The sequence below is a fragment of the Arsukibacterium tuosuense genome (assembly GCF_900215315.1).
Classification (GTDB): domain Bacteria; phylum Pseudomonadota; class Gammaproteobacteria; order Enterobacterales; family Alteromonadaceae; genus Alishewanella; species Alishewanella tuosuense.
Genome location: NZ_OBEB01000006.1, coordinates 34,701 through 47,828, shown reverse-complemented (window position 1 = coordinate 47,828; position 13,128 = coordinate 34,701). Strand labels below are relative to the sequence as shown.

At 47.8% G+C, this 13,128-nt stretch carries 13 protein-coding genes; all 13 read right to left on the bottom strand.

The genetic code is table 11. The features are described from left to right. Positions 1–46 precede the first annotated feature (46 nt). The 13 genes from lpxA to rpsB all read right to left on the bottom strand — a co-directional run bounded on the left by lpxA (position 47) and on the right by rpsB (position 12,863). Positions 47–838, bottom strand: coding sequence for an acyl-ACP--UDP-N-acetylglucosamine O-acyltransferase (gene lpxA / locus CRO03_RS12790; RefSeq protein WP_245861658.1), 792 nt, complete (start codon positions 836–838; stop codon positions 47–49). Then, complete coding sequence (gene fabZ, locus CRO03_RS12785) at positions 819–1,271, bottom strand: 3-hydroxyacyl-ACP dehydratase FabZ (protein ID WP_097112031.1); 453 nt, start codon at positions 1,269–1,271, stop codon at positions 819–821. The genes lpxA and fabZ overlap by 20 nt, the downstream gene beginning before the upstream one ends. A 2-nt stretch (positions 1,272–1,273) precedes the next feature. Then, complete coding sequence (gene lpxD / locus CRO03_RS12780; RefSeq protein ID WP_097112275.1) at positions 1,274–2,329, bottom strand: UDP-3-O-(3-hydroxymyristoyl)glucosamine N-acyltransferase; 1,056 nt, start codon at positions 2,327–2,329, stop codon at positions 1,274–1,276. Positions 2,330–2,333: 4 nt separating this feature from the next. After that, a complete protein-coding gene (locus CRO03_RS12775) occupies positions 2,334–2,855 on the bottom strand; it encodes an OmpH/Skp family outer membrane protein (RefSeq protein ID WP_097112030.1) in 522 nt (173 codons plus the stop codon). Between the two features lie 16 nt (positions 2,856–2,871). Further along, on the bottom strand, positions 2,872–5,373 hold the full coding sequence (gene bamA / locus CRO03_RS12770; protein WP_097112029.1) for an outer membrane protein assembly factor BamA: 2,502 nt from the start codon (positions 5,371–5,373) through the stop codon (positions 2,872–2,874). Positions 5,374–5,399: 26 nt separating this feature from the next. Further along, entirely contained in the window at positions 5,400–6,755 is a 1,356-nt protein-coding gene (gene rseP / locus CRO03_RS12765; RefSeq protein ID WP_097112028.1) for a sigma E protease regulator RseP, read from the bottom strand. Further along, positions 6,755–7,948, bottom strand: a complete 1,194-nt coding sequence (ispC, locus tag CRO03_RS12760) for a 1-deoxy-D-xylulose-5-phosphate reductoisomerase (RefSeq protein ID WP_097112027.1) — start codon at positions 7,946–7,948, stop codon at positions 6,755–6,757. The genes rseP and ispC overlap by 1 nt, the downstream gene beginning before the upstream one ends. Continuing rightward, on the bottom strand, positions 7,948–8,808 hold the full coding sequence (locus tag CRO03_RS12755) for a phosphatidate cytidylyltransferase (RefSeq protein WP_097112026.1): 861 nt from the start codon (positions 8,806–8,808) through the stop codon (positions 7,948–7,950). Before CRO03_RS12755 ends, ispC begins: the two co-directional genes overlap by 1 nt. A 5-nt stretch (positions 8,809–8,813) precedes the next feature. Then, on the bottom strand, positions 8,814–9,575 hold the full coding sequence (gene uppS, locus CRO03_RS12750) for a polyprenyl diphosphate synthase (RefSeq protein WP_097112025.1): 762 nt from the start codon (positions 9,573–9,575) through the stop codon (positions 8,814–8,816). A gap of 130 nt (positions 9,576–9,705) precedes the next feature. Next, entirely contained in the window at positions 9,706–10,263 is a 558-nt protein-coding gene (gene frr / locus CRO03_RS12745) for a ribosome recycling factor (protein WP_097112024.1), read from the bottom strand. A 49-nt stretch (positions 10,264–10,312) separates the two neighbouring features. Continuing rightward, positions 10,313–11,053 carry a UMP kinase gene (pyrH, locus tag CRO03_RS12740; protein ID WP_019674883.1) on the bottom strand — a complete coding sequence of 247 codons (741 nt, stop codon included), beginning with the start codon at positions 11,051–11,053 and terminating at the stop codon, positions 10,313–10,315. A gap of 105 nt (positions 11,054–11,158) precedes the next feature. Next, entirely contained in the window at positions 11,159–12,031 is an 873-nt protein-coding gene (tsf, locus tag CRO03_RS12735) for a translation elongation factor Ts (RefSeq protein ID WP_097112023.1), read from the bottom strand. 103 nt (positions 12,032–12,134) lie between these two features. Beyond that, the gene (gene rpsB, locus CRO03_RS12730) at positions 12,135–12,863 is read right to left on the bottom strand and encodes a 30S ribosomal protein S2 (protein WP_097112022.1); all 729 of its coding nucleotides are present in this window, start codon (positions 12,861–12,863) and stop codon (positions 12,135–12,137) included. Positions 12,864–13,128: the final 265 nt, after the last annotated feature.

Sequence of the window (13,128 nt, the reverse complement as noted above, 5' to 3'; positions counted from 1 at the left end):
AAGGAGCCAGCGGGCTCCGTTTTAACTTAATCATGTTGACTAAAGCTTAGCGGACTATGCCGCGGCTGGCGCCGGCAATAAAGTCTGTGAAGGCTTTCAGCTCCGGATACTCCATTGCTTTTGTCTCGAGTGCTGCTAATGCTTCGGCGACTGTCTGACCTTTGCGATACACCTCTTTATATGCCCGGCGTATTTCTAACAGCGCATCACTGCCAAAACCACGACGTTTTAACCCTTCAACGTTGATACCGGCGGGCTGACAAGGTGCGCCATGTACCATTACGTAAGGTGGCACATCTTTTAACACGATAGAGCCACCGCCACAGAAGCTATGCGCACCAATATGGACAAACTGATGGACACCCGTCATACCACCGAGAATAGCCCAGTCACCAATATGCACATGGCCGGCAGCCTGAGCCCCACTGGCAAAAATAGTATGGCTGCCGATCACACAATCATGGGCAATATGGGTGGTATTCATAAACAGGTTATGGTTACCAATAATGGTTTTACCCTGGTCCTGCACCGTACCACGATGGACTGAGCAACCTTCCCGGAAAACGTTGTAGTCGCCAATGATCAGTTCTGTCGCTTCGCCTTTGTATTTTTTATCCTGGCAGGCTTCACCAATACTGCAGAATTGAAAGAAGTGGTTGCCTTTACCAATTGTCGCGGGGCCTTTAATGACTACGTGAGGTTCAACCACACAATCATCGCCCAGTACCACGTCATGGCCGATATAACTAAAAGGGCCCACTTTCACATTCTGGCCAAGTTTGGCACTGCTTTCTATTACTGCTGATGGATGGATCACGTTATAACTCTCTTCTGGCACACATTAATTCAGCCGAGCACACTATAACGCCGTCCACTTTGGCTTCTCCGTAAAATTTCCACATATTACGGCGCTCTTTTAAAAACTTAACTTCCAGGATCATGGTATCGCCCGGCACTACCGGCTTTTTAAAACGGGCATCATCAATAGCGGCGAACAGGTAAAGCTCGTTTTCTGAGCGTTCAGTCACTGTTTTAAAACCCAGGATGCCGGTTGCCTGCGCTAACGCCTCCAGAATCAATACCCCGGGGAAAATAGGCATGCCGGGGAAATGGCCGGTAAAAATAGGTTCGTTAATCGTGACGTTTTTTAACGCAGTTAACGACTCACCTGGCGTATAGTCCAGCACCCGATCAATTAATAAAAACGGATAACGGTGCGGTAACAACGCCATAATTTCCTGCACTTGCAGGCTATTAAGTTGATTGGCCAAAATTAATCCTCTGTCGATGGTTGCAGTCCACCGCTACTTAATTGCTGTAATTGTTGCTCCAATTGCTTAACCCGCGCAAAGAGATGCTCAATCTGACGTAGTTTTGCTGTATTTTTCCGCCACTCAAGATTAGTGGTTGCCGGTATACCTGAAGAGTATACGCCTTTTTCTGTAATCGGCTTCATTACCATCGCCATGCCCGTAACCTGAGCACCGTCACAGATTTCGATATGACCATTAATCACTGCCCCGCCACCAAAAATACAATAACGGCCAATTTTGGTGCTGCCTGCAACAATAGTTGCACCCGCCAGAGCACTGTGGTCACCAATATGGACGTTATGTGCTATCTGACACTGGTTATCGATTATGACATTATTACCAATTACCGTATCGTCAATAGCGCCACGATCGATGGTGGTATTAGCACCAATCTCACAGTTATCGCCGATTTTGACGATACCTGTTTGCGGAATCTTTAGCCAGTTACCAGCTTTATTCGCAAAACCAAACCCATCTGAACCTATCACGGCACCACTATGAATTAAGCAATTTTCACCAATAATGACATTGTGATAAACCGTGACGTTTGCCCATAGCCTGCTATCTGCTCCAATTTCAGCCCCCTGGCCTATCACCGTCCCCGCGCCAAGCTGTACGCCGGCGCCAAGTACCGCTCCGGCGCTGATCACTGCGTTAGGCCCGATAGCACAGTTCTCACCAAGCACCGCAGTGGCATCAATTATAGCAGACGGATGAATACCGCTGGCAACATCAGGCGTACTATCTAACATTCGGGCAATCTGGGCAAAGGCGACATAAGGGTCAGCGACCACTAAAGCATTGACACCAGGCGCGACAAAAGCGAGATCGTCAGCTTTAACTAAGACCGCGCTGGCCTGAGTCTGACTGAGAAACTTCCGATATTTACTATTTGCCAGAAAACTAATAGTGCCATTACCAGCATTTTCAAGCGTTGCAACGGCAGAAACGCCGCAAGCGGCGTCTCCGATTAGCTGAGCATTAAGGTGCTCGGCAAGTTCAGCTAATAATTTCACCAACTTACTTCGCTTTGCTAACCTGTGCCGCAACGGCATCAGAAATGTCATACTCTGGTTTGGCGTACACAGCCGCACCAGCATTTAACACTACATCAAACTTTTCACGCTCAGCTACCACATCGATAGCGCTTTTAATCATCGTTAAAATTTTGTTCCGCTCTTCGTTCTGACGGGCACGAATCTCCTCATCTAACGGCCGTGCCGTCGCTTCATATTGCTGGCGTTGTTCTTGTACTTTTGCAGCGAGTTCCTGCTGTTGCTGCTCACTCATCGTCGGACCATCGCGGCGCAATTTTTCGATGTTAAAATTGATATCTTTTTCTAACTGGCTCATTGCGTCAATTTTAGTCGCAAATTCAGTGCGGATATTTTCCTGAATGGTTGCAGATTGTGGGATCTGAGCAGCAACCGCCTGGATATCAACAAAAGCAATTTTCATTTCTTTCGCCACTGCGGTGCCAGCCATGAACAATGCGGCGACTAATACTATTGCGGATTTAGTTACTGTATTTTTAAACATCATTTTCCCTATACCTTTGTTAGAAAGTTGTACCAATATTAAAACTAAAGTTTTCCTGCAAATCACCTTCCTGCTTTTTGATGATCTTGGCAAGACTAAACGTTAATGGGCCCATCGGCGATATCCATTGTAAAGATACACCAGCCGAAGCGCGAATCAAACCAGGGTCTGCATAATCAATCAGGAAAGGCTGCACACCGCGCCCTGAAGACGCTGTCCTATCCTGAATTAAGTTAGCATAACGGTCTATATCAAATTCAGTATCCCAGACATTACCAGCATCAACAAACAGACTGGTTCGAACTGAGTTACGGTATTCATCACTTAAAAATGGCGTTGGGGTGATCAGCTCTAATGTCACAACCCCCATCGCGTTACCACCAATAGACCGTGCAGAAACAATATAATTGTCACCATCCGGATTTTGTGGATAAGTAATGCCACCATTTATCGGATCGGGAATGCCAGGCACTTGTCCTGGATAGCGGAAAATAGCGTGTGGCCCGATAATCCGGTTTTCAAAACCACGCAAATTCGACCCGCCGGCATAGAAGTTTTCGGTAAATGGTAAAGTGTAATCATAGCCGTCTTTATCACCATAACCGTTGCCATAACCCAACTCCAGTTTACTCCGGAACGACCAGCGGTGGTCATTACTCAGTGGAATATAGTTTTGGGCTTCAAACTGCACTTTGTAATACTGTAAATCTGAGTTTGGCGTAGTCGCTCTTAACACCAGATTGAACATCCGGCCTGCTGTCGGGAACAAGCCCCGGTTCAGTGTACTTTGCGACCAGCCCGCGCTGAATTCATAGTTGGTAAAGTTGTAACCGCCGTCCGGGTTCTGCGCATCCAGCAATACGGCCCTGAAATGCCGCAGCTGATCATACTCCTGAATAGAGTTAATTTTGTTTACGACATAGTTAGCACCAAAATTCAGCCTGTTGAACTCATTTATCGGGTACCCCACATTAGCGCCAAAGCCATAGCGGCGCTGGTTGTATGCTTCGAGGTTAGATGAGGCACTACTGTAATCGATATCTGAATAAAACAGCTGACCACCGAGACTGACCCCGTCCAGCGTGTAATAAGGATCGGTATAACTCAGGTTGACGCTTTTCTGATATTTGTTGGTGCTTAAACTGATTCCCGCACTATTACCGGTACCGAAAAAGTTAGACTGCTGTACACCGACTTCAAAAGACAAACCCTGATAGCTACCATATGAAATACCAGCATTAAAACTGCCCGATGGCTGTTCTTTCATAGTAAAAAGAACGTCAACCTGGTCATCACTGCCGGTAACCGGCATGGTTTCAAAGCTGATATCTTCAATATAAGGCAGACGCTGGACCCGGTTTTTAGACAATTCAAGGTAATCGTTTGATAACCATGCACCTTCCATCTGGCGCAGTTCGCGGCGGATAACCTCATCCCGGGTATTGCTGTTACCTTTAACATCAATCCGGCGCACGTATACCCGTTTACCCGGGTCGACGCTTATTGTCAGATCTACTTCTTTGCTTTCTTCGTCAATTTTCGGAATAGTCCGGATTTTCGAATTAGCATAGCCAAAACGGGCCAGCAGCTTGGCAATACTTTCCTCGGTATAAGTGACCAGCGCACCATTATATAGCTGGCCTTCTTTTAACGGCAAAATTGCTTCAATTATTGCGTCCTGACCAATCAGATCACCGACGAAACTGACATCGCGAATGTTATATTGTTCACCTTCATCCACATTGAGGGTGACATAAACCGCCGTTTTGTCCGGGCTTACCGACACTTGCGACGATTCGATATCAAAACGCAAATAGCCGCGGTCAAGATAATAACTGTTGATCGTCTCAAAATCGCCTTGCAGCGTCTGCTTCTGGTAACGGTCAGAGGCTAAAAAGCGCCACCAGGGTAAATCCTGTTTTGATTCAATTTGATTCAGCAGCTCTTCATTAGAAAAAATAGTATTACCAACGATATTGATCTGACGGACTGATGCCGCATCGCCTTCATCGAATTCCAGTTTCAGGTTAACCCGATTACGCGGCAGATACGTTACCTGAGCTTCAACTTTTGCCTGGTATTTACCGACACCGTGGTAAAACTCAGTTAAACCGGTTTCGATACTTTTCAGAATCGTTTTATCTAACGGCTCACCTACCTGAACCCGGTTTCCGGCAAGGCTTTCGTTCAACTGCTCTTCTTTAATGTCTTTATTGCCATCAAATTCAATACTATTGATAGTCGGCCGCTCTTTTAGCCGATAAATAATAGTATTACCATCACGAAATACTCTGATATCGTCAAAGTGGCCAGCACCATACAAGGTTTTAATACTACGAGACAAACTGTACTCTGTGACAGTGTCGCCCACAGTAAACGGCAGGTTATTCAGGGCGGCACCGAGCGCAACGCGCTGCAAGCCTTCAACCTGAATATCCTGAACGGTAAATGATTCTTCAGCTAGCAACGAGCTACTACCAGTGGCAAGTAACATCGCAGCTACTAATCGTTTAATTGTCATTATTTGAACTACTTATGATTAGTTTATTACAAACGAGAAATATCGTTGAGCAGCGCAATTCCCATTAACATCAGCAGGACTAAAGCTCCAAAGCGAAAACCTATTTCCTGCGCCTTTTCAGAGACAGGTTTACCGCGTATTAGTTCCACCACAAGATACATTAAATGGCCACCATCCAAAATGGGTAATGGCAATAAATTAATAACGGCCAGATTGACGCTAATCAGCGCCAGAAACGCTAAAAAGGCAATCAGGCCCATGCTGGCCGTATCACCCGCTCCCTGAGCAATCGAGATAGGCCCGCTTAAATGCTTAACCGACACATCACCGGTAAGCAGTTTTGCCACCATCGCAAAACTTAACCGGGTGAGTTGCCAGGTTTGGCCTACCCCTTCACCAATGGCACCAAACACGCCGTATCGCTGCGTATAGATAATGCCTTCAGGCCAGGGCGTAACAACGGGTTGAATACCTAACATGCCCTGACTAAAGCCATCGTCCCGGGTCAGTAACTCAGGAGTAGCAGTAAGCTGTAAGTTTTGCCCGGCTCTACTGATTTCCAGCTGCAGCGTTTGTTCTGCATTTTGCTGAATAACCCGCTCTAACGTTGGCCAGTCGTTTATCAGCTCGTCATCAATCCGTTTGATAATGTCACCTTTTTGCAACCCTGCCCGCTCTGCTGCTGACTCTGGAACCACCACTGCCAGCTCAGTAGTTCTTTGCGGCTGCATCAGCTCAATACCCAAACTGGCAAATACGGTTTGCCGCTCAGGATCAAACTGCCAGTCAGCCAGATTAAGCTGCACCTGGCGCTGCTGCCCTGAGTTAATATCCTCTAAACCCATCGTCAGTTGCGCGCGGCCCAGCTGTTCAACCAGCAATAAATTAGTGCTGCGCAAGTCTCTGGCCGTGTGACCATTAATACTTATTATTTGCTCGTTGCCCTGCACGCCGGCGTCGGCAACAATGGACTGCGGTTGCACAGCAGCAATAACCGGTTTTGCTTCCTGCACTCCAATTAAATACATCAGCCATAAAATGAAAATGGCAAAGATAAAATTAGCCGCAGGGCCAGCAGCAATGATAGCCATGCGCTGCCACACTGTTTTATGGTTAAAGGCCAGATCGGCAAACTGCGGTAACACCGGGTCAATTCGCTCGTCTAACATCCGCACGTAGCCACCCAATGGAATAGCCGCAATAACAAACTCAGTACCTTGCCTGTCGCGCCAGCTGAACAGTGCTTTACCAAAACCAATAGAAAAACGCTTTACCAGCACACCATTTTTTCGGGCAACCCAGAAATGGCCAAACTCATGTACGGTAACCAATAACCCCAGCGCAACCACGAAGGTAAAGGCATTCCATAAAAATACCGCCATTAATTTAAGGTCCTTACCAACTGTTGCGCATAGGCGCGGGCTTCAAAATCGAGCGCTACTATATCATCCAGCGAGCGGGCAGCATAGTTAAGGAAATGTGCCAGACATTTTTCATTAAGACGAGTTATGTCAGTAAAACGAATCTGTTCAGTAATAAAAGCGGCCACCGCCACTTCATTCGCTGCGTTTAGCGCCGTGGTAGCCCCCTGGCCCGCTGCACAGGCAGCAATAGCCAGATACAAATTGGGGTAACGTTCAGGCTCAGGCTTGCTGAAGCTGAAATTAGCCAGCTGACTGAAATCCAGAGGTTGTACCGGACTGCTTATCCGGTCTGGGAATGCCAGAGCATGCGCAATTGGCGTTCGCATATCCGGCTGGCCAAGCTGCGCCAACACTGACCCGTCGGTATATTGCACCATGGAGTGGATAATACTCTGCGGATGAATAACCACTTCGATATCAGCCGGGGCACAATTAAATAACCAGCGAGCTTCAATAAACTCCAGGCCTTTGTTCATCATGGTAGCGCTGTCGACCGATATTTTCTGGCCCATACTCCAGTTCGGATGCGCAACAGCTTCAGCAACAGTTACTGTTGCAAAAGTATTGATATCTCTGCTCAGAAAAGGCCCGCCACTGCCGGTCAGCAGTAATTTGGCGATACCCATTTCACTGAGCGCAGGGCGTTGTTTCGCCTGCTGAAATGCTGCAGGTAAACATTGAAAAATAGCATTATGCTCACTGTCTATTGGTAGCAACGTCGCACCATGGCGTTGTACTTTATCCATAAACAACTCGCCAGACATGACCAACGCTTCTTTATTAGCCAGCAATACCGTTTTGCCCTGCTCCACTGCGGCCAGAGTAGGCAGTAAGCCCGCGGCACCAACAATAGCCGCCATCACGATATCAGCATCAGGATGCGCAGCAAGCTCTGCCAGCGCATCAGGACCTGCCAGAACTTCGGTGGCACTTGCATGGCTTGCCAATGCTGCTTTTAGCTCTGCGGCGGCTTTTGGACACAACATCGCTGCAAAACGTGGCTGAAACTCCAGGCACTGGGCTAATAACTTATCAACCTGAGTGGCAGCAGTCAGTGCCAGCACCTTAAATTGCTGAGGGTGCATTGCCAGCACAGACAAGGTGCTGCAACCAATAGAGCCGGTCGCGCCAAGAATAACGACCTGCCGCATCAATTCAAGCCACCAAATAATGCCAGAATTAACGCGTACAGCGGCGCGGTGGCAGTCAGGCTGTCAATCCTGTCCAGAATGCCACCATGGCCCGGTAAAAAGGCCCCGCTGTCTTTCTTGCCGGCGGCGCGTTTAAACATGCTTTCCGTTAAATCACCAAATACCGACAATGCGGTTAACACTATGGCAGCCAAATACCAGTAAGGCATTTGGGCTGGCCAGTTTTTCCAGTAACCCACCGCACTAACCAGCAATAGCACCAACAGCATGCCGCCCAGCATGCCTTCCAGCGTTTTGCCGGGGCTGACTTTTGGCAACAGTTTATTTTTACCAAATGGCTTGCCGATAACATAGCCACCGATATCCGCAGCCCAAACCAGACCAAGTAAGCCAAATAACAGCCAGGCACCGGTAAACTCGGCCTGCGGGTAATCGATACCGCGGACAAATACGATAGCACTCCAGGCAGGCAACAATGTTAACCAGCCCATTAAGGCTTTTAACCAGTCTCGGCCTGCCCAGAAACCCTGGCTACGAGGGAAAGTTAATACCAGCACGACTGCCAGCAGCCACCAGATCACCCCGGCCATTACCAGGGTAAGGGTAAAGGTGTCGGCAAATAAGTATTGCAGCGCTATCGGTTGCAGGTAATAAAGCAGGCAGAGTATGGCTGCCGTTAAACCCGTATATACCGCCCGCATAGTGCGATTGGCCAGGCCACAAAAACCACTCCACTCCCAGGCACCAAGCGTAAAAGCTACAGACACAAACAACGCAAAGCTGCCAAGCGGCAAATAAAACACCGCCAGTAAAGCCAGAGGTGCCAGCAGTAAAGCTGTTAGTACTCGTTGTTTAAACAAACTCGTTATCCTTTATTGTGCAGCATTGCCTGAATTTGCTCACCGGTACAGCCGAAGCGTCGCTCCCGGTTAACGAAAGCGGCTATGGCATCAGCAAACACGCTTTTATCAAAGTCAGGCCACAGGGTTTCGGTAAACCACAGCTCTGCATAAGCAGCCTGCCACAATAAAAAGTTGCTGATCCGCAAATCACCACCGGTACGAATAAGTAAATCCAGTTCCGGCTGGTCGTGCAATTGTATATGCCCGGCCAGCATCTGCTCGGTAATGGCCTCAGGTAACAGCTCATTTGCCTGCACTTTAACAGCCAACTGGCGTGCGGCATTCAGCATATCCCAGCGACCACCATAGTTTGCTGCAATATTTAATGTCATAGCGGTGTTGTCAGCGGTCAACTCTTCAGCAGCGGTAATGCTTGCCCGGAGTTTTTGATCAAATGCCGACAAATCGCCAACTATTTGCAACTTAACGTTATGCTTGTGCAAGCTTTTAACTTCTTTTTTTAGCACCAGCATAAACAGCTGCATCAGAGTATCAACTTCCGCTTGCGGACGACGCCAGTTTTCACTGCTAAAAGCGAACAACGTCAGCGAAGGAATGCCTAATTGCCGGCAGAAACTGACTGCCCGACGCACTGCCTCCGCTCCTTTTTTATGCCCCCAAACTCTTGGCTTCCCTTGACGTTGTGCCCACCTGCCATTGCCATCCATTATTATGGCGACATGGCGTGGTAACGTCTGCTGCCCGATCTGCGACTCTGCAGTCATAGAATAAGACCTGTCCTTTAGTATTGCTTTAATACTGCTGTACGGTTTGCATTAATGTGCTCAACCCATAATAAAAAGCGCCGCACAGCTTAACCGATACGGCGCTATTATCTGATAGTGGTTGACTACGTTAAACCTCCATCAGTTCCTTTTCTTTATCGGCCAGTACTTCGTCGATTTTTTTCACATAAGTATCGGTGACTTTTTGTACTTCATCAGCCGCGCGGCGTTCATCATCTTCGCTGATGTCTTTATCTTTTAACAAGGCTTTTAATTCGGCATTGGCATCGCGGCGAATATTACGCACAGCAACCCGGCCGCCTTCAGCTTCGGCCCGAACCACTTTGACCAGGTCACGCCGACGCTCTTCTGTTAGTGATGGTAATGGTACCCGAATACTGGTGCCGGCAGACATCGGGTTCAAACCCAAATCCGATGCCATAATGGCCTTCTCAACAGCCTGCACCAGACTCTTATCGAACACACTGATACTTAACGTGCGGGAGTCTTCGATAGAGACGTTGGCCACCTGACGCAGCGGTGTGTCAGCTCCGTAATAAGAAACCTGAATTCCATCCAGTAAGCTGGGATGCGCGCGACCGGTGCGCACTTTGTTTAATTGTGATTTCAGCGCTTCAACGCTTTTTTCCATTCTTACTTTACTGTCTTTAATAATGTCGTTTATCACGATCGTTATCCTTTTATATCATGTCGCAACGGCCAGAATAGCCGCCAGTTTACTGTAAATTTTCTGCGTGGTCGATAACGGTGCCTTCCTGCTCGCCCATTATCACCCGTTTTAACGCACCTGGCTTATTCATATTAAATACCCGAATTTGTAAATTATGATCGCGGGCCAGGGTAAAAGCCGCTAAATCCATTACTTTTAATTCTTTATCCAGTACCTCGTTATAGGTCAACTGGCTATAAAGCGTGGCAGCAGGGTCTTTTACCGGGTCGGCTGAATAAACACCTTCTACTTTGGTGGCTTTTAATACGGCGTCAGCTTCAATTTCAATACCTCGCAAACACGCTGCGGAGTCGGTGGTAAAAAACGGATTACCGGTTCCGGCAGAAAAAATAACCACCCGGCCCGATTTTAAATAGCTGATTGCTTCTGCCCAGCTGTAGTTATCACAGACGCCATTTAGCGGAATAGCACTCATCATTCTGGCGTTGACATAAGCACGGTGCAGCGCATCCCGCATCGCCAGGCCATTCATTACCGTCGCCAGCATACCCATATGGTCCCCGACTACCCGGTTCATACCGGCTTTTGCCAGACCCTCACCGCGGAAAATATTGCCACCGCCAATCACGATGCCAACCTGCACCCCCAGCTCAACCAGTTCTTTTATTTCCTGTGCCATCCGATCCAGTACTTTCGGGTCGATACCAAAGCCTTCGTCGCCCATCAGGGCCTCACCGCTTAATTTTAACAGGATGCGTCGGTAGGTTGGTTTTGGATTGATACTCATGGGTGCCCCTAGTGCTGAAAAACGTGCTGGATAAAAGACATAAAAAAACCGCGACCTTAGGTCGCGGTTATTCTAGCGGGTTTTGGCAATTTGCTAAAGCGCAAATTACTTTTTCGCCGCAGCGATCTGCGCAGCTACTTCAGCAGCGAAATCTTCTTCTTTCTTTTCAATACCTTCACCCACTTCTAAGCGGATAAAAGAGATTGCTTTGGCACTATTTTGCTTTAAGAATTCGCCAGTATTCATTGACGGATCTTTAACAAAAGGCTGGCCAGTTAAGCTGACTTCGCCAGTGAACTTGCTCATCCGGCCGGCTACCATTTTCTCAGCGATTTCTTTCGGCTTGCCGCTGTTAATCGCGATATCGATCTGGATTTGGCGTTCACGTTCTACCACTTCAGCAGATACGTCTTCCGGGTTTACATAGCTTGGGTTGTTTGCAGCAACGTGCATAGCAACATCTTTTGCCACGTCTTCGTTACCACCTTCCAGCACCGCTAATACACCGATACGACCAGAGTGAACATACTGACCAATAACGTCGCCTTCAACTACAGCTGCACGGCGGACATTAATGTTTTCACCAATTTTAGCAACCAGCGTAGCGCGGGTATCTTCAACCGAAGTACCGTTTAAATCAGCAGCTAAGATGGCTTCAGCAGTAAATAACTTGTTTGCGTGGGCTAAATCAGCAACGCTGTTAGCAAAAGCCAGGAAGTTGGCATCGCGGGCAACGAAATCAGTTTCACAGTTAAATTCAACTGCTAAACCGTAACCATTGGCAACGCGGGTAATGATGACACCTTCAGCAGCAATACGGCCGGCTTTTTTGGCCGCTTTCGCTAAACCACTTTTACGCATCGCATCAATGGCCGCTTCGATATCGCCGCCAGTTTCTTCCAATGCTTTTTTACAATCCATCATGCCAGCGCCAGTGCGCTCGCGAAGTTCTTTTACTAGAGCCGCAGTTACAGCCATGGGAGCTTCCTCGTGTTAATTCCGGTTGGACAAACAGGGGCAAAGTTGCCCCTGTTGCAAAGGTCTTCTGAATTAAGCCTGACAGGCTTAAATGACAGAAAAATTATTCTGCTTCAACGAAGCTTTCAGCTTCCGCCTGAACTTCGATGTTTTTGTCACGACCTTCCTGGATAGCCTGACCTACCGCTGCCAGATATAACTGGATGGCGCGGATAGCGTCGTCGTTACCTGGGATCACATAGTCAACACCTTTAGGATCAGAGTTAGTATCAACAACTGATACTACCGGGATACCCAGGTTGTTGGCTTCTTTGATCGCGATGTGTTCATGGTCAGCGTCGATCACGAACAGTACGTCTGGTAAGCCGCCCATGTCCTTGATACCGCCTAAGCTTTTTTCCAGCTTGTCCATTTCACGGGTACGGTCTAAAGCTTCTTTCTTGGTCAGCTTGTCGAAAGTACCATCCTGGCTTTGCGCTTCCAGGTCTTTTAAACGCTTGATTGACTGACGAACGGTTTTCCAGTTAGTCAGCATGCCACCTAACCAGCGGTGGTTAACATAGAATTGGTCAACTTTAGCTGCCGCTTCTTTGATGGCTTCAGACGCGGCACGCTTGGTACCAACGAATAAAATTTTACCTTTCTTGGCAGATACCTGTTGAATAAACGCTAAAGCGTCATTCATCATCGGTACGGTTTGCTCAAGGTTAATGATATGAACTTTATTACGGGCACCAAAAATGAACGGCTTCATCTTTGGGTTCCAGTAACGGGTTTGGTGACCGAAGTGCACGCCCGCCTGGAGCATGTCGCGCATAGAAACTTTTGCCATGATTATAATTTCCTGTTTAGGGGTTAGGCCTCCATGCATCCCATATCCCGACCTTTGCTTACGCGCTGGCACCCCGGTACATGTGTCGATGCATGTGTGTTATTTAAAATTTAAGTTAGGTTATCGCAAACCGGCGCATCGGCTTTTTTATAACTAAGAACCAGAAGTTATCAAAAATAAGCTTCGGTGCCCGGAAAAGAAAAGTACAATGCAATTTGCTAATTTGCGGCGCGCTTTATACCATAGTAAGCTGCCAAACACAACG

What these genes read in the sequence shown, in the direction of transcription:
- ispC (WP_097112027.1), bottom strand. Translation starts at nt 7,948, where the DNA reads ATGCGGCAGGTCGTTATTCTTGGCGCGACCGGCTCTATTGGTTGCAGC.
- rseP (WP_097112028.1), bottom strand. Translation starts at nt 6,755, where the DNA reads ATGGCGGTATTTTTATGGAATGCCTTTACCTTCGTGGTTGCGCTGGGG.
- CRO03_RS12775 (WP_097112030.1), bottom strand. Translation starts at nt 2,855, where the DNA reads ATGATGTTTAAAAATACAGTAACTAAATCCGCAATAGTATTAGTCGCC.
- tsf (WP_097112023.1), bottom strand. Translation starts at nt 12,031, where the DNA reads ATGGCTGTAACTGCGGCTCTAGTAAAAGAACTTCGCGAGCGCACTGGC.
- rpsB (WP_097112022.1), bottom strand. Translation starts at nt 12,863, where the DNA reads ATGGCAAAAGTTTCTATGCGCGACATGCTCCAGGCGGGCGTGCACTTC.
- uppS (WP_097112025.1), bottom strand. Translation starts at nt 9,575, where the DNA reads ATGACTGCAGAGTCGCAGATCGGGCAGCAGACGTTACCACGCCATGTC.
- bamA (WP_097112029.1), bottom strand. Translation starts at nt 5,373, where the DNA reads ATGACAATTAAACGATTAGTAGCTGCGATGTTACTTGCCACTGGTAGT.
- pyrH (WP_019674883.1), bottom strand. Translation starts at nt 11,053, where the DNA reads ATGAGTATCAATCCAAAACCAACCTACCGACGCATCCTGTTAAAATTA.